The sequence below is a fragment of the Arthrobacter sp. Y3221157 genome (assembly GCF_059089865.1).
On the sequence record NZ_JBNHFD010000010.1, the window covers coordinates 16151 to 37507 of the forward strand.

Annotated in this window: 21 protein-coding genes and 1 pseudogene; 17 read left to right on the forward strand and 5 right to left on the reverse strand. The window is 63.5% G+C overall.

Annotation, left to right across the window (positions count from 1 at the left end; all coding sequences use genetic code 11):
• Window positions 1-12 precede the first annotated feature (12 nt).
• From AC5RTT_RS05055 to AC5RTT_RS05065, 3 genes are read left to right on the forward strand one after another with little or no spacing between them, the layout of a single operon-like run.
• Window positions 13-1365 carry an extracellular solute-binding protein gene (locus tag AC5RTT_RS05055; RefSeq protein WP_494144274.1) on the forward strand — a complete coding sequence of 451 codons (1353 nt, stop codon included), beginning with the start codon at window positions 13-15 and terminating at the stop codon, window positions 1363-1365.
• A 3-nt stretch (window positions 1366-1368) separates the two neighbouring features.
• Entirely contained in the window at window positions 1369-2250 is an 882-nt protein-coding gene (locus AC5RTT_RS05060; protein WP_494144275.1) for a carbohydrate ABC transporter permease, read from the forward strand.
• Entirely contained in the window at window positions 2247-3119 is an 873-nt protein-coding gene (locus AC5RTT_RS05065; RefSeq protein ID WP_494144276.1) for a carbohydrate ABC transporter permease, read from the forward strand. The genes AC5RTT_RS05060 and AC5RTT_RS05065 overlap by 4 nt, the downstream gene beginning before the upstream one ends.
• 7 nt (window positions 3120-3126) lie before the next feature.
• On the opposite strand, the gene AC5RTT_RS05070 is transcribed toward AC5RTT_RS05065, so the two are convergent.
• Window positions 3127-3330: a hypothetical protein gene (locus AC5RTT_RS05070; protein WP_494050608.1), complete on the reverse strand. Its 204-nt coding sequence runs from the start codon at window positions 3328-3330 to the stop codon at window positions 3127-3129.
• Window positions 3331-3467: 137 nt separating this feature from the next.
• On the opposite strand from AC5RTT_RS05070, the pseudogene AC5RTT_RS05075 reads away from it, so the two are divergent.
• From AC5RTT_RS05075 to metE, 3 genes and pseudogenes are all read left to right on the forward strand, one after another.
• Window positions 3468-3697 (forward strand): annotated as a pseudogene (locus AC5RTT_RS05075) (AAA family ATPase); the annotation flags it as partial.
• A 1130-nt stretch (window positions 3698-4827) separates the two neighbouring features.
• A complete protein-coding gene (locus AC5RTT_RS05080; protein WP_494144277.1) occupies window positions 4828-5790 on the forward strand; it encodes a methylenetetrahydrofolate reductase in 963 nt (320 codons plus the stop codon).
• Between the two features lie 119 nt (window positions 5791-5909).
• Entirely contained in the window at window positions 5910-8240 is a 2331-nt protein-coding gene (gene metE, locus AC5RTT_RS05085; protein WP_494144278.1) for a 5-methyltetrahydropteroyltriglutamate--homocysteine S-methyltransferase, read from the forward strand.
• Window positions 8241-8369: 129 nt separating this feature from the next.
• Here the strand turns inward: metE and AC5RTT_RS05090 are convergent, their stop codons facing one another.
• Window positions 8370-8876 (reverse strand): DUF2004 domain-containing protein, encoded by a 507-nt coding sequence (locus tag AC5RTT_RS05090; RefSeq protein ID WP_494009368.1) that lies wholly within the window; start codon window positions 8874-8876, stop codon window positions 8370-8372.
• Between the two features lie 45 nt (window positions 8877-8921).
• Window positions 8922-9839 carry a LysR family transcriptional regulator gene (locus AC5RTT_RS05095; protein ID WP_494009367.1) on the reverse strand — a complete coding sequence of 306 codons (918 nt, stop codon included), beginning with the start codon at window positions 9837-9839 and terminating at the stop codon, window positions 8922-8924.
• Between the two features lie 132 nt (window positions 9840-9971).
• Between AC5RTT_RS05095 and AC5RTT_RS05100 the strand changes: the two genes are divergently transcribed.
• The 11 genes from AC5RTT_RS05100 to AC5RTT_RS05150 all read left to right on the forward strand — a co-directional run bounded on the left by AC5RTT_RS05100 (window position 9972) and on the right by AC5RTT_RS05150 (window position 20158).
• Window positions 9972-11369, forward strand: a complete 1398-nt coding sequence (locus AC5RTT_RS05100) for an NAD(P)/FAD-dependent oxidoreductase (protein WP_494144279.1) — start codon at window positions 9972-9974, stop codon at window positions 11367-11369.
• The gene (locus tag AC5RTT_RS05105; RefSeq protein WP_494144280.1) at window positions 11366-12097 is read left to right on the forward strand and encodes a DUF1365 domain-containing protein; all 732 of its coding nucleotides are present in this window, start codon (window positions 11366-11368) and stop codon (window positions 12095-12097) included. Before AC5RTT_RS05100 ends, AC5RTT_RS05105 begins: the two co-directional genes overlap by 4 nt.
• Window positions 12094-13461, forward strand: a complete 1368-nt coding sequence (locus AC5RTT_RS05110; protein WP_494144281.1) for a class I SAM-dependent methyltransferase — start codon at window positions 12094-12096, stop codon at window positions 13459-13461. The genes AC5RTT_RS05105 and AC5RTT_RS05110 overlap by 4 nt, the downstream gene beginning before the upstream one ends.
• Window positions 13462-13852: 391 nt before the next feature.
• Entirely contained in the window at window positions 13853-14098 is a 246-nt protein-coding gene (gene nrdH / locus AC5RTT_RS05115; RefSeq protein WP_013601222.1) for a glutaredoxin-like protein NrdH, read from the forward strand.
• Window positions 14099-14207: 109 nt separating this feature from the next.
• Window positions 14208-14678: a class Ib ribonucleoside-diphosphate reductase assembly flavoprotein NrdI gene (gene nrdI, locus AC5RTT_RS05120; RefSeq protein ID WP_494009450.1), complete on the forward strand. Its 471-nt coding sequence runs from the start codon at window positions 14208-14210 to the stop codon at window positions 14676-14678.
• Between the two features lie 20 nt (window positions 14679-14698).
• A complete protein-coding gene (gene nrdE, locus AC5RTT_RS05125; protein ID WP_494144316.1) occupies window positions 14699-16819 on the forward strand; it encodes a class 1b ribonucleoside-diphosphate reductase subunit alpha in 2121 nt (706 codons plus the stop codon).
• 32 nt (window positions 16820-16851) lie between these two features.
• On the forward strand, window positions 16852-17643 hold the full coding sequence (locus AC5RTT_RS05130) for an NUMOD3 domain-containing DNA-binding protein (RefSeq protein WP_494144282.1): 792 nt from the start codon (window positions 16852-16854) through the stop codon (window positions 17641-17643).
• Window positions 17640-18614 (forward strand): class 1b ribonucleoside-diphosphate reductase subunit beta, encoded by a 975-nt coding sequence (nrdF, locus tag AC5RTT_RS05135; RefSeq protein WP_494144283.1) that lies wholly within the window; start codon window positions 17640-17642, stop codon window positions 18612-18614. The genes AC5RTT_RS05130 and nrdF overlap by 4 nt, the downstream gene beginning before the upstream one ends.
• 308 nt (window positions 18615-18922) lie before the next feature.
• The gene (locus AC5RTT_RS05140) at window positions 18923-19336 is read left to right on the forward strand and encodes a TIR domain-containing protein (RefSeq protein WP_494144284.1); all 414 of its coding nucleotides are present in this window, start codon (window positions 18923-18925) and stop codon (window positions 19334-19336) included.
• Window positions 19337-19400: 64 nt separating this feature from the next.
• Entirely contained in the window at window positions 19401-19859 is a 459-nt protein-coding gene (locus AC5RTT_RS05145) for a RipA family octameric membrane protein (protein ID WP_494144285.1), read from the forward strand.
• Window positions 19856-20158 (forward strand): DUF7701 domain-containing protein, encoded by a 303-nt coding sequence (locus AC5RTT_RS05150; RefSeq protein ID WP_494144286.1) that lies wholly within the window; start codon window positions 19856-19858, stop codon window positions 20156-20158. The genes AC5RTT_RS05145 and AC5RTT_RS05150 overlap by 4 nt, the downstream gene beginning before the upstream one ends.
• 125 nt (window positions 20159-20283) lie before the next feature.
• Here AC5RTT_RS05150 and AC5RTT_RS05155 read toward each other — a convergent pair whose 3' ends face one another.
• Window positions 20284-20886, reverse strand: coding sequence for a DUF4230 domain-containing protein (locus AC5RTT_RS05155; protein WP_494144287.1), 603 nt, complete (start codon window positions 20884-20886; stop codon window positions 20284-20286).
• On the reverse strand, window positions 20883-21323 hold the full coding sequence (locus tag AC5RTT_RS05160; protein WP_494144288.1) for a hypothetical protein: 441 nt from the start codon (window positions 21321-21323) through the stop codon (window positions 20883-20885). The genes AC5RTT_RS05155 and AC5RTT_RS05160 overlap by 4 nt, the downstream gene beginning before the upstream one ends.
• Between the last annotated feature and the right edge of the window lie 34 nt (window positions 21324-21357).

Here is a 21357-nt window from a genome sequence, read left to right on the forward strand (position 1 = left end):
GAATGGAGCACCATGCGTCGCCGGGCCCTGAAAAACGTGTCATTATTCGCTGCGGCACTGGTTGCTCTGGCGGCCTGTAGTCCGGGTACTCCGGATGAGGGGTCCAAGACCCTGAAAGTCGCCTACCAGAAGACGGATTCCTTCACCGCGCTGGACACGATGTTCCAGGCAGCCAAGGAGGAGTTCGAAGCGGCGAACCAGAACGTCACGGTTGAGCTGCAGCCAATCCAGGGCAATGACGACGACTACGGCACCAAACTGGCCCTCGCCCTGCGCTCGCCGTCCACCGCGCCCGATGTGTTCTACGAGGACACGTTCAAGGTCCGCTCAGACGTCGACGCCGGTTACCTCCTGAAGCTTGACTCCCACCTTGAGGGGTGGGAGGACTGGGACAAATACGACGACGCCGCCAAGGCAGCGGGCCGCGCGGACGACGGCGGCACGTACGCGGTGCCGCTCGGCACCGATACCCGGGCCATCTGGTACAACAAGAAAGTCCTCGCGGCCGCAGGCATCAGCGAGCCCTGGCAGCCGCGCAGCTGGCAGGACATCCTCGACGCCGCCAGGAAGATCAAAGCCAACGATCCCTCGGCCATCCCGTTCAACATGTACGCGGGCAAGGGAACCGGCGAGGGCACCGTCATGCAGGGGTTCTACGAGCTGCTCTACGGCACCGGATCCAGCCTCTACGACGAGGAATCCAAGAAGTGGGTAGTCGGTTCGGCCGGGTTCAAGGACTCGCTGGGCTTCCTCAAGACGCTCTATGACGAACAGTTGGCCGTCACGCCCGCGGAGGCACTGGACGCGAACGTCTGGAAGAAGGTCTTCGGCGAATGGTTCCCCAAGGGAAAGCTGGGCGCCACGGTGGAAGGCTCCTACGCGCCGTCGTTCTGGCAGGAGGGCGGCAGCTACGCCTGGCCAGGCTACGAAGAGGAGATGGGAGTGGCCCCGTTCCCCACCCAGAACGGTGACGCTCCCGGCTCAGTCAGCATGTCCGGCGGCTGGACCCTGGCAGTGGGCGCCGAAACCAAGGAGCCGGACCTGGCGTTCAAGTTCCTTTCCACGGCGCTGAACCAGAAGAACTCCCTGGCTTTCACCGTGGAGAGCTCGCAGATCGCCGTCCGGACGGACGTGGCTGCGGACCCCGGCTACCAGGGTGCCAACCCCTTCGTGAGGGACGTCTCTGAGCTTGTGAAGGTCACCCGGTACCGGCCGGCGACGTCCGACTACCCCCGGATCTCCGCTGCGGTCCAGGAGGCAACCGAGGCGGTCATCACCGGCAGCCGGACGCCCGAGCAGGCCGCCGCCGACTACGATGCAGCAGTCACGGATATTGTGGGCGGCGACAAGACCGTCCGGAAGTAGCCTGTGCTGCTGAGCCACCGGGCACGGCAGCTGGTCCGCTACCTGCCGGTCCTACCTGCCGTCCTGCTTCTGCTGGTGTTCCTCGCGGGCCCCGTGCTCTGGGCCTTCCAGGCCTCGCTGACCAACGCAGGACTGACCGGCCGCAGCGCGAGGAATCCGGAATGGGTGGGCCCGGAAAACTACCAGCGGCTGCTCACGGACCCTGTCTTCCCGCTCTCCCTGTGGCTCACGGTCCTGTTCGTGGGAGGATCTGCGGTGCTTGGCCAGAACCTGCTGGGCCTGGCTATCGCCGTGCTGATGCGCCGGGCACGCCCTGCGGTCTCGTCCGTCGTTGGAACGGCCGTGGTGGCCGCATGGGTGCTGCCCGAAATCGTGGCCGCCTTCGCCGCCTACGCGTACTTCAGCAAGGACGGGACGCTCAACCAGCTGCTCGGGAGCCTGGGTTTCGGCAGGCCGGAATGGTTGTATGCGTTCCCCATGGTGGCCGTGATGCTGGCCAACGTGTGGCGCGGCACGGCCTTCTCCATGCTCGTGTACAAGGCTGCACTCAACGACGTTCCCACCGAGGTGACGGAGGCCGCCCAGATGGACGGCGCCCGGGGCTGGCAGCGGCTGGTCTTCATCACACTGCCCATGATCCGGGGCAGCATCGCCACCAACCTGATGCTGATCACGCTGCAGACCCTGGCGGTGTTCACCCTTGTCTGGGTGATGACGGCCGGCGGACCGGCCAACGCCAGCACCACGCTGCCCATCCTGGCCTACCAGGAGGCCTTCAAGTTCGGTGATATAGGGTACGGGACGGCAGTGGCCTCCGTGCTCATCCTGATCGGCGCTGTGTTCGGCGTGGTGTACATCCGGCTGCTGAAGGAGCCGCGGGCATGACCGCCCCGGCCAGGGCGTTGCCGCCCCGCGGGGTGCAGGCGCTGCCACCCCGCCGCAGGCGCGGCACCACCCCGGCGGACCTGGTCCTGCTGCTGGTGGGCGCGTGCTTCCTGCTGCCACTCCTGTGGCTCGTCCTGGGTTCCCTGGACCCGCAGGCCGGACACGAAACCAGGGTTCCCCGGCAGCCCGGGCTGGAGAACTTCGCCGCCGTCCTGACCCCGGAACTGCTGCTGCAGCCGCTGTGGAACAGCATGGTGCTGTCCGCCGGGACCGGGGCCGTCACGCTGGTGGCCGCCGTGCTTGCGGCCTATCCGCTGTCCCGTTACCGCTCCCGGTTCAACGCGCCGTTCCTGTACGCGGTCCTGTTCGGCACATGCCTGCCCATCACGGCCATCATGGTTCCGGTGTACGGACTGTTCGTCCAGCTGGAACTGCTGGACTCCCTGCCGGCCACCATATTCTTCATGGCCACCACCACGCTGCCCATGGCCATCTGGATGACCAGGAATTTCATGGACGGAGTGCCGGTGTCGCTGGAGGAGGCCGCCTGGGTGGATGGTGCCTCAAGGATGACGGCGCTGCGCACCATCGTGCTGCCGCTCATGCGCCAGGGCCTGGGCGTCGTCTTTATCTTCGTGTTCATCCAGGCATGGGGGAACTTCTTCGTCCCGTTCGTGCTGCTCCTGTCCGAGACGCGGCAGCCCGCCGCGGTGTCCATCTACAGCTTCTTCGGACAGCACGGGGCAGTCGCGTACGGCCAACTGGCCGCATTCTCGATCCTCTATTCACTGCCGGTTTTGGCCCTGTACATCATTGTGGCAAGGTGGTCCGGCAGTTCCTTTGCCCTCTCCGGAGCGGTGCGGGGCTAGGGTCTGCTCAGTCGATGTCCTCGACCACAACCCCGTAGGGAATGCTGTCATCGAGGTGGGCCTGGTGGCCGGTGGAGCCGGGGTTGTAGGTTACCCGGACCCCATGGAGCTTGTCTGCTGCGGACTGCATCAGGACAGGCCTTACAGTGCTGACGAACATCTCGCTCTTATCGGCAAGAAATTCCTTGTAACTGGCTGGAAGCTCAATCATGGCAAAAGGATAGACCTGCGCAGCGCTGATGGGGAGGGGTCCCCATTCCCGGAACCCCGGCCTGGGACTTGGATAGGATGGCGGCGGAGTGCAGCCGTCCGGCAGCACGGCCGCGAACAGCCACCAGGGGATTGACAGTGCTTCAAACCAGTGCGTCCGCGAGGATCGAACCGGCGGAACTGGCACGGGCACAACAGGTGGCCGCCAGTATCTCCCGGAGCTTTGAGGCCAAGGTCGTGGGCCAGTCCCGGCTGCGGGAGTCACTGCTGGTGGGGCTGCTGACTGGTGGCCACATCCTGCTGGAAAGCGTCCCGGGCCTTGCCAAGACCACCGCGGCGCAAAAACGGTGGCTGAAGCGGTCAGGGCGTTGCCCTGGCGCTGGTGGAGTTCAGCGTGGTCATTCGCAGGTTCCGCGCCCTGCAACCCGCCAAGGCACCCGGAGCCGAGGCCGGGAGCCGCATGGACCGGCGCCCCGGCGAAGCCAGGGAGGACGTTGGCTGATTCCTTCCATTCCGGCACATGCCGCGTCGGAAGACAGCAGGATCCGGCTGCGCCGCCGGCGGCTTCTGCTGTGGTCCGCCGTACCGGTGCTGGTTCTGGTCGGCATCGCCGCAAAGTTCCTTAGCCTTGGGCTTCTTGCCGGCCAGGCCGCGGAAGCATATGCCGCCAAAGACGCTGCAGCTGGCAGGGCGACAGCTGACGGTTGAACCTGGCCAACGTCGTAGAACGGCACAAAGCTCCGTTCGCAGCCGGCGACGCCAAAGTCCTGGCCGGAGACTACCCTGCCGCCCGGATCCTCTTCCAGGACGCACTGGCCAGCGCGCCGAGCGGCTCTGTTGACGACTGCATCGTACGGGCCAATCTCGGCCTCGCTACTGAGATGATCGGTGACGGCGGGCTGCGGGCGCAGAGGCGCCGGGGAACCCGCAGCAGGAGGACAGCTCCGAGGAGCAGCCTTCTCCGCGGCAAAGCCAACTGCAACAGCTTGAGGAGAATGCCCGGCAGGCGGAGCGCGAACGCAACGCGGCCGGCGAGCGGGATGACTACCTGCGCGATACCGGCGGGGACGCGGGGCCTGACCGACCCTGGTAGCGCTGTGGCAGGCGACAGACTCTGTCCAGATGCGGGCAGGGCCCGCGGAACAGCTGCAGCCGAAGCAGAAACGAAAGCAGCCATCCAGGCGAAGAAAATTCCGTTTGAGCAATGAAACAAGGCGTAAGACTGCGTCTTAATTCGGAAGCCAACTTGAATGCCCGGGCGCCCGCTCCTAGAGTCTTATACAAGTTACCGCGGTAACGTGTCAGCGATCCTCCGTGCCGGAGGGTGTGGGTGCCCCCATGTGGGCCTGACATTTGCTCACGGACAACTTCATTTCAGGCGTAACAGTCGCGGCTGCGTCGTGTGAAGTTCTCCCGTGTGTTCCCCAAACTCAATTCATTGCCGACTGCCGTCACGTTTGTGGCTGCAGACATCAATGGCCCAAAGCCAAGGACGCAAATGTCACCACCTAGCCTTATTGAGACACATCCGAATCTATCCGACGCCGCTCCGGTGGCGCTCTCCTACGAGCTGTTCCCGCCCCGTTCGCCGGCAGCCGCAGAGACGCTCTGGACCACCATCCGTGAACTCGAAACCACCGCGCCGGACTATGTCTCCGTCACGTATGGTGCCAGCGGGTCCAACCGGGACACCGCCGTCGAGCTCATCAACCGGCTTTTGCTCGAAACCACGCTTCGGCCACTGGCCCACCTGACCTGCGTCGGAAACACGCCGCAGGAACTGGCGGAGATCATTGGCCAGTTGCTGGACACCGGCGTGCGCGGCATCCTGGCCTTGCGCGGCGATCTGCCGAAGGACGGCGAGGTTACGGACGGCTCGCTCCGTTACGCCCAGGACCTGATCGAGCTCATCCGCCGGGTGGAGCAGCGCCGTTCGGCATTACTTTGTGCCGGCAAGATCGCGGTTGGCGTCGCCGCCTACCCTGCGCGCCATCCGGAATCGCCGAGCGAGGAGCACGACGTCGAGGTGCTGCTCGCCAAGCAGCGTTCCGGTGCCGACTTCGCCATCACCCAGGTGTTCTTCCACGCGGACCAGTACGCCGACCTCCTCACTAGGGCTCGCCGGGCCGGGGTCACCATCCCGATCATTCCGGGTGTTATGCCTCTCACCAGCCTTCGCCGGCTCAACCGCCTGGGTGAACTGACCGGCGTGGAACCGGCTCCCGAACTGATGGCCAGGCTGGCCGCCGCCGACAGCGATCTGGAACGACTCCACATAGGCGTCGACGCCACCGTCGACCTTTCCAACGCAGCCCTCGATGCCGGGGCGCCGGGCATCCACATCTACACCTTCAACGAGCACCAAAGCGCGCTGGAGGTGTTGGACAAGCTCGCCCTTCCGCGACGTGGCCGTGCCGGCGTCAGCGCGGCCTCAACGGCCCGCAGCCAGCTCGCCAGCTAGCCAACGCAGCACGCTTGCCGGCCTGACAGCTGAACGCTGCCCGGGTCCGGCAGCTCCGCGCTGCCCTCTTTCTCCCCTGTGCCTTCGATGCACAGCACTACGAACTTTAGGACTTAGCCATGACTGAAAAGAACACTCCTTTCCCGTCCGCCTCACTCCTGGGCTACCCCCGCATCGGCCGCCGCCGCGAGCTCAAGAAGGCCATCGAAGCCTACTGGGCCGGCAAGATCGACGCTGCCGCCCTGGACGCCGCAGCCAAGGACATCCAGCTGACCATCGCAAAGCGTCTGCAGGAACTCGGCCTGACCGAGGCCGCAGCCGTCCCCGGCACCTTCTCCTATTACGACCAGGTCCTGGACGCCACCGCACACCTCGGTGCCGTGCCCGCCCGCTTCGGCCAACTCCTCAACGCCGAGGGCCAGCTCGACATCGACGGCTACTTCACCCTGGCCCGCGGCAACAAGGAGCAGCAGCCGCTGGAAATGACCAAGTGGTTCGACACCAATTACCACTACCTGGTTCCCGAAATCGGTCCGGAGACCAAGTTCACGCTGGCTTCCACCGCCAAGGTGGACGAGTTTGCCCACGCCCTGGCCAACGGCATCGAGACCCGCCCCTACATCGTTGGCCCGGTCACCTACCTGCTGCTGTCCAAGGCCTCCGACGACGCCCCGGCCGGGTTCGCGCCGCTGTCCCGCCTCGAGGACATCCTGCCCGTCTATGTCCAGCTGCTGGAGAAGCTCGCTGCCGCCGGTGCCAGCTGGGTCCAGCTGGATGAGCCCGCACTCGTCGTCGACCAGGACACCCCGGCCGCTGAAGTTGAAGCAGCCGTGGCGCGGGCCTACGAGGTCCTCACCGCTGCCGCCAACCGCCCCCAGATCCTCGTTTCCACGCCGTACGGTTCCCTGGACAACCAGCTCGGTACCCTTGCGGCCACCAACGTCGAGGCCCTGCACATCGACGTCTTCAAGGGCGCCGTTCCGTCCGAGGCAGCCCTGGCGGGCCTGGGCAACAAGACCCTGGTTGCCGGTGTGGTTGATGGCCACAACATCTGGCGCAACGACCTCGCCGCCTCGGCCGCGAAGCTGGACGCACTGAAGGCTGCCGCCGGCAGGATCGCCGTCTCCACGTCCGCCTCCACCCAGCACGTCCCGCACGACGTCGCCGAGGAAACCCAGCTGTCCGAACAGCTCCGCAGCTGGCTGGCGTTCTCCGACCAGAAGGCCGTCGAGGTGAAGACCCTGGCGTCCTACCTGGCGGATCCCGCCTCCGCGAAGGCCGCGATCGATGAGGCAACCGCTATCATCGCTTCCCGCGCCACCGCCGACGGCGTGCGCCGCACCGATGTCCGGGCCCGCACCGAAGCCCTGACCGCCGCCGATTTCACCCGCGCCGAGTACGAGGTCCGGGCAGCAGCCCAGGAGGAAGCGCTGGACCTGCCGCCGCTGCCCACCACCACCATCGGCTCCTTCCCGCAGACGTCCGAAATCCGCTCGGCCCGTGCCCGCAACACCAAGGGTGAGCTGAGCGACGAGCAGTACCAGCAGCTCATGAAGGATGAAATCAAGCGCGTCGTGGACCTGCAGGAAGAACTGGGCTACGACGTCCTGGTTCACGGCGAGCCCGAGCGTAACGACATGGTGCAGTACTTCGCGGAAAACCTCGAAGGCTTCGACGTGACGGTGCACGGCTGGGTCCAGTCCTACGGCTCACGCTGCACCCGCCCCTCCATTCTCTGGGGAGACGTGACGCGCTCCGCCCCCATCACGGTGGAATGGGCGAAGTACGCACAGTCCCTGACCAGCAAGCCGATGAAGGGCATGCTCACTGGTCCGGTCACCATCCTGGCCTGGTCCTTCGTCCGCGACGACCAGCCGCTGGCGGAGACTGCCAACCAGGTTGGCCTGGCACTACGGGACGAGATCGCCGACCTCGAAGCAGCGGGCATCAAGGTCATCCAGGTGGACGAGCCTGCGCTGCGCGAACTCCTTCCGCTGCGCAAGGCTGACCACGCCGACTACCTGAAGTGGTCCGTGGACTCTTTCCGGCTCGCGACCGCGGGCGCCAAAGACGCCACCCAGATCCACACCCACCTCTGCTACTCGGAGTTCGGGGTGATCATCGACGCGATCGACGGCCTCGACGCCGACGTGACGTCCATCGAGGCGGCCCGCTCCCGCATGGAGGTTGTCCACGACCTTGAGTCGCACGGCTTCGGCCGCGGCGTCGGCCCCGGTGTTTACGACATCCACTCGCCGCGCGTACCGGGGGAGCAGGAAGTCACCGAACTGCTCAGCACCGCCGTGAAGCACGTCCCGTCCCGCCAGCTCTGGGTCAACCCTGACTGCGGCCTGAAGACCCGCGGCTACGCCGAGACCGAAGAGTCACTGCGCAACCTGGTCAAGGCAACCCAGACGGTCCGCGCGGAACTGCTGGAAGCGGCCAAATAGGGAACTAAGAGAGCCCGCAGAGGTTCAAGGTCCGGTGCGCCCAGCGCGCCGGACCTTGAGAGGCGGGCGAACGGCCGGCTGGTCACCGAAAGGTGGCCGGCCGGCGTCGTGCTTTAACAAGCAGGTGTTTCACGACTCCCAGAGGATCTCGTCGTCAACAACACCGTCCTCATCCGCGGAGGCCACCAGGACTTCGTCCGTGAAGTGCTCGCCGAGGGTGAAATCCAAAACGAAGTAGCGTTCGGGCTGGCCGGGGTAGATGCCCACATGGCCCAGTTTCAATGCTTTGAGGAACACGGCGTTGGTGAGCTGGCTGCGTTCCTCCACGCCGAAGACCTTCTGCAGGTGCTCGTCCTTGAGGGCATTGCAGTGGAAATGCAGGTACTCCTGCGGGCTGGTGCCTTCCTGCTCCAGTTCCTCGGCGATCATGTCCCGGACTTCGTCCACCAGTTCCGGCAGGAACCGCAGCCGGTAGTCCACCTTGCGCAGTGCGGCTTCGTCGAAGTGGTCGTGGGCGGTGATGTTCAGGTCGAGTTCCAGCGGGTGGCCGCGCAGCTCATGCTTCGCGGCGATGGAGTGGTCCCTGCCGTGGTTGAGCTCTATCTCTCCAAAGTGCTGGCTCGCTACCTTGCTCATAGTCTCAACATAGACCCGAAGAGCAGTGCATTCCAGCATTCAGGCCTAATTCACTGACGTCCGCATCCCGGCCAGGGTCTCGGCCAGCAGGTCGACGAAGAGCTGCACCCGGGCGGTTTTCCTGTCGTTAATCAGCAGCGCGAAGACGTTGCGGGCCAGCCGGATCTCGGGAACGTCCAGGACCACCACGCCGGCAGGCTTGTTCCGCAGCGCGAGCTCGGGCACCAGTGCCGCGCCCAGCCCCGCTGCAGCCATTTCGAGGCTGGCGTGGAAGTCGTCGCTGTGCGCCACCACCCGGGGATGGAGGTTGCAGCCGGCGAAGAGCCGCTCGATCACCATGGCGTCGCTGGTCCCGGGATGGTGCATGATCCACGGCATCTCGGAGAGATGGTCCGCCGCCACCTTCGCGTCCGGCCGGAAACCCCAGCCGGCGGGCAGGACCACCCGGAAATCGTCGTCGCCGATCCATTGCCGGTTGATGGTCGCCGGCCAGGCGACGCCGGTCTGGCCAACCTGGAACACCACGGCAAGGTCCAGGTCACCGCCGGTGCGCAGCCCCTGAATGGTCTGGCCTGGTTCGGCCACGGACACCCTGAGGTCGATGCCCAGGTTCTTCCACGCCGGATTCTTCAGGATCCGCGGCAGGACATACGTGGCAAGGCTGGGGAAGATTCCCAGCCGGAGCTCCTGGCTGGTGCTGTCCTGGGTCTTGGCGGCGGCGGCCATCAGCGCTTCGATGTCCGTCAGCACCTTGGCAGCGTGCCGGGTCATGACGACGGCGGCTTCCGTGGGAACCACGCTCCGCGCCGAACGCTGGAACAGGACCACCCCGGTGTCCCGCTCCAGGGCGGACATCTGCTGCGATACGGCCGAAGCCGTGTAACCAAGGGTTGATGCGGCGGCCGCGAACGAGCCCAGCCGCGTGACCTCCATCAGGGTCTTCAGGTGTACCGGATTTACCACCAGCCCACAGTACTGCGCGCAGCACCATTCCGCGCGGGACGGTTCCGGCGCCCGTACCCATCCGCGTCAATGGCGGCGCCGAATTGCCGTCTGTAAACCCACCCTTGGCAAGTGTTCAGCAGAGGAGCATGAATGTCACCCAACCCAGCAGCGAGTGGAGGCGGACGACGGCGAGTGGCCGTCATCGGCAGCGGCGTCGCCGGACTGACGGCCGCCTATGTCCTGAACAGGCAGGACGACGTGACCCTTTTCGAGGCCGATTCGCGGCTGGGCGGGCACGCGCACACGCACCAGATGGCGCAGCCCGACGGCACATTCCTCGGCGTCGATACCGGGTTCATCGTCCACAACGAACGGACCTACCCCACGCTGCTGCGGCTGTTCGCCGAGCTGGGAGTGGAAACCCAGGACTCCGAGATGAGCATGTCCATCCGCTGCGACGGCTGCGGACTGGAATACGCCGGCGCCCGTGCCGGCGGCCGCGGCATCATCGCCCGCCCGTCCAGCCTGCTCCGCGGCCGGTATCTCCTGATGCTGCTGGAGGTCACCCGCTTCTACCGGAAGGCCAGGGCGCTGCTGAAAACGGCGCCGGTCGCCGCGGTCAGTGGCGGGGACAGCGTTCCCGAACTGACGCTTGGTGAATTCCTGGCCCGCGAGAACTTCAGTCCCTACTTCATCTCGCACTTCATGACGCCGGTGGTCAGCGCGGTCTGGTCCTGCGACCCCACCACCGCGCTGGCATATCCCGCCCGCTACCTGTTCACCTTCCTGGGGCACCACGGCATGCTGGGCGTCAAGGGCTCGCCACAATGGAGGACCGTCACCGGCGGATCCGCCCGGTATGTCGAGAAACTTGCCGCCACCCTCACTGACGTCCGGCTCAACACCCCCGTCAGTGCCGTCCGGCGCCTGTCCGACGGTGTGGAAATCGCAACGGAAGACCGGCTGGAAGACTTTGACGCCGTCGTGATAGCCACCCACCCGGCCCAGGCGCTCGGGTTCCTGGCCGACGCCACGCCCGAGGAGAAAGAAGCGCTGGGCGGCATGCCGTACTCGGTGAACCACACCGTCTTCCACCGGGACCCGGCGGTGCTGCCGTCTGCGGACAACGCGAGGGCGTCCTGGAACTACCGGCTGCCGTCCTGCGAGGCCCGGCCGGACAAGGTCCTGGTCAGCTATGACCTTACCCGCCTGCAGCGGCTGGCACCTGCAGACGGACAGCCCTACCTGGTGAGCCTGGGGGAGTCCGAACTGATCGCCGGCGACGCCGTGCTCGAACGCATGGTCTACGAACATCCGCAGTACACTCCCGAATCGCTGCGGGCCCAGGCGGCCATTGCCGCGCTGGGTGACAGCCGGATCGCCTATGCCGGCGCATACCTGGGCTGGGGCTTCCACGAGGATGGCGCGCTCTCCGGTGTGCGCGCCGCCGAAAAGCTGGGCCGGTCCTGGCCAGTCGCCCGGCCAGCGGATGAAGAAGCTTCCCCGGACGGCGGCGGGCGGGAGCTTGCCGCTGCGGAACCTGCATGAGTGCCGACGCAGCCATCTACCGCACGTCCATTTCGCACGTGCGGCGCAGCCCGCTGAAGAACGCCTTTACGTACCGCAGCTACAGCTGGTTCGTCGACGTCGACAGGCTTCCCCACCTGCCGGGGCTGCTCCGGCCGCTGGCCGTGTTCCGCGCCGGCGACCACCTCGGCGACCCGGATGCCAGCATCCGTTCCAACATCGAGCGTTACCTGCGGACCCAGGGGATAGAGCCCGACGGCGGCGCCATCCACATGCTGACCAGTGCCAGGGTCTTCGGTTACGTCTTCAATCCGCTCACGCTGTTCTGGTGCTACCGGTCCAGCGGGGGACTTGAGTGCGTGGTTGCTGAGGTCCACAACACCTACGGGGAGCGGCACTGCTACCTGCTTCGGACAGACCCGGCCGGCCGGGCCTCCGTTCCCAAGGCGTTCTATGTCTCGCCATTCAATGACGTTGACGGCCAGTACCGGATGAAGCTTCCTGCCCCGGGAGACCGGCTGGCGGTCTCGATCGTCCTGGAACGGGAAGGCCACCGGCCGTTCGTTGCAACCTTGGACGGCCGGCGGCATCCGGCCACCCTGCGCAATATCCTGGCCGCGGCGCTCGCGGTGCCGGCCGCGCCGCTGCTCGTATCCACACTCATCCAGGTGCAGGGCATTTCGCTCTGGGCAAGACGGCTGCCCGTCGTCGCCCGGCCACAACACACTTCCCAGGAGGCAGTTCAATGACAATGACGGACGATAACGGAACCGCCTTGGCCGGTGGCAATGCCGGCAAAGCCCGCCGGGATGTTCCCGCGGGATGGACCGGTACCGGCGTGCCGGCGGCGCCGGCCACCATCGACGCGGACGTGTGGCCGGAAGTGGCCCAGCCGCCGTCGGGCGCCAAAGCAGCGGTGGCCGGGAAGGCCGCCGGACTCCTCTTCAAAGGAGCGGTCGAGCGCCTGCCGCTCCGGGTGGAGTACCCGGACGGCACCGTCCTTGGCACCGGCGGGCCGGATGCGCCGGTGATGATGATGGTCCGACCGGAAGCGTTCGAAGCGCGGATCGGCGACAACGGCCTGATCGGGCTTGGCGAATCCTTCATGGCGGGGGACTGGGAAGCCAGCGACCTCGCAGCAGTGCTTGGGGTTTTTGCCGCCTCGGTGGACACGCTGATCCCGGCGCCGCTGCAGAAACTCCGCGCCCTGTACCTCCCGCGCACCCCGCGGCAGGAACGGAATGCCGAACAGAACACGCGCCGCAATATCTCACGGCACTACGACCTTTCGAACGATTTGTTCGCGAACTTCCTTGACGCCACTATGAGCTACTCGTCAGCGCTGTTTCCACGCACGGCTGCACCGCTGGAATCCGTGGGGTGGGAGGAACTGGCAGGAGCCCAGCAGGCCAAGATCGACAGGCTGCTGGACAAGGCCTGCGTCGGGGAAGGCACCCGGCTCCTGGAAATCGGAACCGGCTGGGGCGAATTGGCCCTGCGTGCAGCGGCCCGCGGCGCCACCGTCTACAGCGTCACCCTTTCCAGCGAACAGCAGGCACTGGCCCAGGAACGCATTGCCGCCGCCGGATACGCGGACCGGGTGACAGTGGCGCTGCAGGACTACCGCGCAGTGGAAGGCGAGTACGACGCCGTGGTGTCCGTGGAGATGATCGAGGCCGTGGGCTATGAGTACTGGCCCATCTACTTCCAGACCATCGACCGGGTCCTTGCCCCCGGCGGCAGGGTTGCCATCCAGGCGATCACCATGCCGCACGGCCGGATGCTGGCCACCCGCAACGCCTACACCTGGGTGCACAAATACATCTTCCCGGGCGGCTTCCTGCCGTCCGTGCGTGCCATTGAGGGTGTGACGCAGCAGCACACCACGCTGCGCGTGCGGGAGCGGACGGGCATGGGGGACCACTACGCGGCCACCCTCCGCCTTTGGGAGGAGCGGTTCCTGGTGCGTTCGCGCGAGGTTGGCGAACTGGGCTTCGACGGGGTCTTCCAGCGGATGTGGCTGTTCTACCTCTGCTACTCCCGGGCCGGTTTCCAGTCGGGCTACCTTGATGTGCAGCAGATCGTGCTGGACCGCCGGGAGGTGCAGCTCTAGCCGCCCCATCACGACGGCGGCCCGGGGCGCCGGGCGGGGTTCCGCCGTCGTGCCTTTAATCACCACGAGGGGTTCCGAAGGTCACTTCGGAGCCCCTTTTTGGCGCATTCGCAGTCCCCCGCGGAGGCCGCGACACGCCGTCTTTCGCGCGACACGCTGGGCGTTAATTGTGCCTAACTACTCCACAGGGTGTGGATTCCGTCCTTGAAAAAGCCGTGATTCCGGACATTTTGAAGGGGCCTGCCTGTGGATTAACGGTGCATTAAATGACATACTTGTAATACATCATCTTGGGGTTCCAAAGAGGCGTCTGCACTACATGTAGTATCGACATACAGCTTGGACGGGGACACCGGGCCAGCGACGATTTCGACAAAAGGGGACAGCGACCATGACCGTAACGGTTTACACCAAGCCTGCTTGTGTTCAGTGCAACGCCACCTACCGTGCGCTCGACAAGAAGGGCATCACCTACCAGAGCGTTGACATCTCCCAGGACGCCGAGGCCCTCGAGCGCCTGAAGGCCCTGGGCTACATGCAGGCACCCGTTGTGGTCACCGACCAGGACCACTGGTCAGGCTTCCGCCCGGACAAGATCGAAGAACTGGCCCTCTCGGCCGTTTCCTCCGTGGCCTAGGAGCCCTGCTTTTCCTGCCGGCAACAAACAACCAGCTGAGGTGACTCCCACGGCAGCACCAACAGCACAGCAAGGCTACACGGCTTCGCAGATCCACGCGGCTCAGCGCGTGGAAGTGTCCCCGCCGGCCCGGCTCCTGGATAGCCCGGAACCAGTCCGCACAGACAGCCAGCTCATCTATTTTTCCTCGGCATCCGAGAACACCAGCCGCTTCGTCTTGAAGCTCGGCCGCGAGGTGGCCCGGATCCCGCTCTACTCCAGGGACGCACCCCTGCTTGCCACCCGGCCGTTCGTGCTGGTGGTGCCCACCTATGGCGGCACCGGGGGAGAGGGGTCCGTCCCCAAGCAGGTCATCCGGTTTCTGAACAACCCGCAGAACAGGCAACTGCTCCGCGGCGTGATCGGGGCCGGCAACACAAACTTCGGGGACAACTACTGCCTGGCAGCGGACATCATCGCCGCCAAATGCCAGGTACCCCACCTTTATCGATTCGAACTCATGGGAACGCCGGAAGACGTTGCCAGGGTCAACCAGGGATTGGACACGTTTTGGACACGACTGTCGCAGACACAGAAGTAACCAGGGCCAAGAAGCCGGAGTTGCCCGCCGCCTACAAGGGCCTGGGCTATCACGAGCTGAACGCCATGCTGAACCTCTACGGTCCCAGCGGCGAAATCCAGTTCGAGGCGGACCGTGAGGCCGCCCACCAGTACTTCCTGCAGCACGTTAACAACAACACCGTGTTCTTCCATGACCTGGAGGAGAAGCTCGACTACCTGGTGAAGAACCAGTACTACGAGCGCGAAACACTGGACCAGTACACGATGAACTTCATCCGTGAACTGTTCAACCGTGCCTACAAAAAGAAGTTCCGCTTCGAGACCTTCCTGGGCGCGTTCAAGTTCTACACCTCCTACACGCTGAAGACGTTCGACGGCAAGCGCTACCTGGAGCGCTACGAGGACCGCGTCTGCATGGTGGCCATGCACCTGGCCCGCGGCAACGAGGAACTTGCCGCCCGGCTGGTGGATGAGATCATTGACGGCCGCTTCCAGCCCGCAACGCCCACCTTCCTCAACGCCGGCAAGGCGCAGCGTGGCGAACTCGTCTCGTGCTTCCTGCTGCGCATCGAGGACAACATGGAGTCGATCGCCCGCGGCATCAACTCCGCGCTGCAGCTGTCCAAGCGCGGCGGCGGCGTGGCCCTGTCGCTGACCAACATCCGCGAGCACGGCGCGCCGATCAAGCAGATCGAGAACCAGTCCTCCGGTGTCATCCCGGTGATGAAGCTCCTCGAAGACAGCTTCTCCTACGCCAACCAGCTTGGTGCGCGGCAGGGTGCCGGCGCCGTGTACCTGCACGCGCACCACCCGGATATCTACCGGTTCCTGGACACCAAGCGGGAGAACGCGGACGAGAAGATCCGCATCAAGACCCTTTCGCTGGGCGTCGTCATCCCCGACATCACGTTCGAGCTGGCCAAGAAGAATGAGGACATGTACCTGTTCTCGCCGTACGACGTCGAACGCGTCTACGGCATGCCCTTCTCCGACGTCTCGGTCACCGAGAAGTACTACGAGATGGTGGACGATTCGCGGATTAAGAAGACCAAGATCAGCGCCCGCGAGTTCTTCCAGACCCTCGCCGAGATCCAGTTCGAGTCCGGCTACCCGTACATCATGTTCGAGGACACCGTGAACCGGGCTAACCCGATCGCCGGCAAGATCACCATGAGCAACCTCTGCTCCGAGATCCTGCAGGTCTCCACGCCGTCCCTGTACAACGAGGACCTCACGTACCAGACCGTCGGCAAGGACATCTCCTGCAACCTCGGGTCGATGAACATCGCCAAGACCATGGATTCGCCGAACTTCGGTGCCTCCATTGAAGCGGCCATCCGCGCGCTGAGCGCTGTGTCGGACATGTCCTACATCAACTCGGTGCCGTCCGTGGCCGAGGGCAATGCGAAGTCCCACGCCATCGGCCTGGGCCAGATGAACCTGCACGGCTACCTGGCGCGGGAGCGGGTCCACTATGGCTCCGAAGAAGGCCTGGACTTCACCAACATCTACTTCTACACGGTGCTGTTCCACGCCCTGCGTGCGTCCAACAGGCTCGCCATCGAGTCCGGCCAGAAGTTCGGCGGTTTCGAAAACTCCAAGTACGCGAGCGGCGAGTTCTTCGACAAGTACACGGAGCAGGAATGGCTCCCGGAGACCGAGCGGGTCCGCGAGCTGTTCGCGGGCCACCATATCCCCACCCAGGATGACTGGCGCGAGCTGAAGGCCTCCGTCATGGAGCACGGCATCTACAACCAGAACCTGCAGGCTGTCCCGCCCACGGGGTCGATCTCCTACATCAACAACTCGACGTCCTCCATCCACCCAGTGGCCGCCAAGATCGAGATCCGCAAGGAAGGCAAGATCGGCCGCGTCTACTACCCGGCCCCGTACCTGACGAACGACAACCTGGAGTACTACCAGGACGCGTACGAGATCGGCTACGAGAAGATCATCGACACCTACGCCGCTGCCACGCAGCACGTGGACCAGGGCCTGTCCCTGACGCTGTTCTTCAAGGACACCGCCACCACCCGGGACATCAACAAGGCGCAGATCTACGCCTGGCGCAAAGGCATCAAGACGCTCTACTACATCCGGCTCCGCCAGCTCGCGCTGGAAGGAACTGAGGTGGACAACTGCGTCAGCTGCATGTTGTGACCCAATCCGATTGATTTCTGCTTAGGGGAGCGATGGAAACGACGACGGCGACAGGCGGCCTAGTCTATGGCATCCGGCTTCGGCGGGACGTTGAGTACCGCTACGTCGGCATCACCACGAAGACGGCCAGCCGTCGTTTCCATCAGCACCTCCGGGTGGCTGCCGAGGGACGCAAGACCCCGTTCTACGACTGGGTCCGCAAGCAGAACCCTGAAGATCTCATAGCGGATGAGCTGGACTGGATTGAGGGCCTGCAGGAGCTCGGCGAGGCGGAGTCGGCATGGATCAGCTACTTGCGCCGCGAAGGTGATCGACTGTTGAACCTCTCGGACGGGGGCCTTGGCCCAACCGGCCAGGTGTGGACGGAGGAAATGCGCCAAGCTGCGAGTCTCCGCGGCACCGGCCGGAAGGGGCTGAGCCGCCCAGGTTCTGCAAATCCTTTCTACGGCAGAAGGCACAGTCAAGAGCAGCGCAAGAAGTGGGAAATCAGCCGCAAGGGGACGAATACCGGGGCGGACAACCCAAACTATGGGAAGTTCGGTGCAGACCACCCCGGATTCGGCCATACAATGAGCGAAGAATCCCGTAAAGCACTATCCGATGCCAGGAAGGGCGCTGGAAATCCTAATTTTGGCAAGAGCCCAAGCGAGGAGACTCGCGCGAAGTTGTCGGCTGCTCTAAAGGGCAAGCCCCAGCCTGCCAGCCAGCGCAGTGCCCACACCAGACATCACACCAACAAAGGCATCGAGAAAGCCGACTGCAAGTACTGCGTCGAGGACTCAGCCAAACCAAGTCTCTCTTCAGAAAGCGAGTCGGAGTCATGACCGAGAAAGTAAAGCTCCTCAGCCACGTCGAGGCCATTAACTGGAACCGCATCCAGGACGACAAGGACGTGGACGTCTGGAACCGGCTGGTCAACAACTTCTGGCTGCCGGAGAAGGTGCCGCTGTCCAACGACGTGCAGTCCTGGAACACGCTGACGCCGGCCGAGCAGCAGCTCACCATGCGCGTCTTCACCGGCCTGACCCTGCTGGACACCATCCAGGGCACGGTGGGCGCCGTCTCCCTCATTCCGGATGCGCTGACCCCGCATGAGGAAGCCGTCTACACGAACATCGCATTCATGGAGTCTGTGCACGCCAAGAGCTACTCCTCCATCTTCTCCACGCTGGCCTCCACCAAGGAGATTGACGAGGCGTTCCGCTGGTCCACCGAGAACGAGAACCTTCAGAAGAAGGCCCAGATCGTCATGGACTACTACCAGGGCGACGATCCCCTGAAGCGCAAGGTGGCCTCCACGCTGCTGGAGAGCTTCCTGTTCTACTCGGGCTTCTACCTGCCCATGTACTGGTCCTCGCGCGCCAAGCTCACGAACACCGCTGACCTGATCCGCCTGATCATCCGTGACGAGGCCGTGCACGGCTACTACATCGGCTACAAGTTCCAGCGCGGACTGGAGACTCTGTCCGAGGAGCGCCGCCAGGAGATCAAGGACTACACGTTCGAGCTGCTCTTTGAGCTGTACGAGAACGAGGTCCAGTACACGCATGACCTCTACGACGGCGTTGGCCTGGCCGAGGACGTCAAGAAGTTCCTGCACTACAACGCCAACAAGGCCCTCATGAACTTGGGCTACGAGGCGATGTTCCCGTCCTCCGTCACGGACGTGAACCCGGCTATCCTCTCGGCCCTGTCCCCGAACGCTGACGAGAACCACGACTTCTTCTCCGGGTCGGGTTCGTCGTACGTGATCGGCAAGGCCGTCAACACCGAAGACGAGGACTGGGACTTCTAGATCCTTGAGATTTCCCCTCCTACATCTGTAGGGCAAAGCGAGGCTCCATTCTTCGTTTTGCTTAGTGGTGAATGACAGCCCTCGTGGCACACAAACAAGTTAGTCGGCGGGCGGCAATAATGTGCCACATTGCTACTATCTTGGTCGGTTGGATGGATTTTTCGTCCTAACTTTTTCATGCGGTGACCGGATCACCTCATTCGAGAGATTTACCGACGTCCGGGGGGGTCGGTGGCCAGCGGTTGTCATTCACGCTTTGCTGCCGGTTTCCCTCGTATTAAGTTTTCGTCCTATTTAGGAGCCCTGCTTTGGCTGAACCCCGCGCGTTTGTCAGTTTCGACTTCGACCATAACCAGGTCGAGCGAATCTTGTTTGCTGGCCAGGCCCGTAGCGATTCACCCACTCCATTCACGGTAGAAGACTGGTCGAGCAAGACGCCCTTGCCCCAAGCACAGTGGGAGCGGTTGATCGCGCAGAAAATCAATGCAACGCACATGTGTATCGTCCTTGTTGGCCAGAACACGTCTGGCGCCGCGGGCGTGGTGAAAGAGATCGCCATGGCTAAGGCAAGCAACGTGCCTACTTTTGGCGTTTACGTGGATGGGGCTGGAGTTAGCACGGCACTACCAAGTGGATTGGCCCGTAATCGAGTAATCAATTGGAAATGGGTGGACATTGCAGCTGCCGTTCGGCAGATGATGAATGAGGGTAAAAACGCGTGATCCCGATGTTCAGGGCACCGTCCACCCGTCGGATCGTTGCTGCCACTTCAGATAGTCAGCATTGATGTCAGAAGCCGGTGGTGATGTTCGCGAGTTGTATAAGACGGCAGTGGAAATGGCGGACCGGGTCTCCGCCAGGCGTGGTCAGGCTAACCAGTTCTACCTGACACTACAGACTCTGATCTTGGGCGTTCCAGCACTGTTCCAAAGCGTGGGGGACGGCAGCAATGTCGATCCACTGCGAAATTTCCTATTAGCCATTGTGGGAGTGATCGTCAGTATCACATGGTGGCTACAACTGCGGAGTTATAGGGATCTGAACCGAGCAAAATTTCAGGTAATCAATGAAATGGAAGCCCACCATTTTAGCGTTAGGCCGTTCACCAGCGAATGGAATTCGCTCAAAGGTGACAAAGTGCAAGGTTGGCGGGAACGCTATGCTGAGCTGGGCACAGTCGAAAGACTCGTCCCACTTCTCTTCCTGCTGCTTAATGCCGTAATGGCGGTTATGGTCTGGTTATGAACTATATCGAACACATGGCGAGGCAAATTGAGTCAGAATTGGACGAAGCTTCGCGACCGTCGGCTCGTGCGCCAGAGCTCTATCGCCTGTACGCCCTCCTTGCACTGGTAAAGGGATCGAGCGTCTCTCTTAACGATGTACATGATGCGTGGTCCGTCTGGATGTCAGAGGCGGATCCTTCCCACAGTGCCTTGGTACCGTTCGAGGAGCTTGACAACGCCAAGAAGGAAGAGGACCGACCGTATGCGGAAGCTATACGCCGGGCGGCATCAGCCAGAGCAGCGGACAAGGACCAGTAATAGGCAACATTGCGATGGTCCAAGAGCGAAGCTCGGGGAAGGGCAAGTTCTAAGTTGCATGCTGGCGTAGGGTGTAAGCCCCACGTGACCCCGCCCGCCTTTTGGCGTGCGGGGTCATTCGTTTATCAAAGGAACGTGGCTTGGATTCCGAGCGAGCTGAACATGCCGGTCAGCATAACCTTGGTGTTCTCACTCGCTTGCTTGCGAAGCTCCGACTCCTCTGCAGCCTTGGTCATCGTCGTCTCGGCGAGTTTGAAGAATTGCGCCTGTTGAGGAGGTTCGATTGCATCCGCGATCGCGTCGACTACACCACGATCCTGGCTGAAAACATAGGATCGGTCGTGGTCCAAATTCGGCTTGTCGAGCTGTGCCTCAGGTAGGTGCACCGTTGCCGACTTGCAGTCGGCGGACAATGTGAGGTCTTTCTCGGCAAAACCGGACAGGTCGACATACGTGTTGACGGTACCGGCAGCGACAAAGAGCGTTCGACGCCCTGCAAGAAGGGCCGGAATCCCGGGAATGTCGTCCTCGACGTCAAGCACCACCTCGAAGTTGCCCACCGCTGCGTGATATTGGCTGATGTCTTTGACTGATTTCAGCAGTGAGGGCTGGCTGCGGTCAACCTGCTGGACTTGTAAGGGGGAGTAGCCAAGGATACTTGCCACCCCCAAGCCTGCGAGCCCCAACGCGATCACCCCAACAAGCGCTATCGAAAGACGTTTGATCATTGGACGTTGTGGATCCGCTGTGAATTCCCGGTAATCGCCGCAGACCGGCGGGTACGCTCCAGTCCTCGGAGGATCAGGTCGCCCGCAACCCCTAGGCCGACTAGCGTCAAAAGAGTTCCATTCCGGGCAGAACTGGCGGCGATGTAGGTATTTTGTGAAGCCATAACTGCAGCGATGTCGTTGGCGTACCAGCCATTAACCACCGACTGCTGCGGAGCCCCCTTGGTTTCCCCGTTGTTGACATCGTTTTTTACGCCGGCGGCGGCGAGCTCTGACTTCCAGTCGGATGGGCTGCCCGCATCAACAACGGCAGGACCGGTGCCGAGCCAGGTCAGGATGAACAACAGTCCAAGCACTGCGCCCAGAATAATCCGAGCCAGTTGGATCGGTCCTGCTGCCCTGGCAAAGGTGCCAAACCGGCTATTCTTTTTGCCCATGCTTACGTGTGGCGCGGGCTGAGGTGCTGGCGGC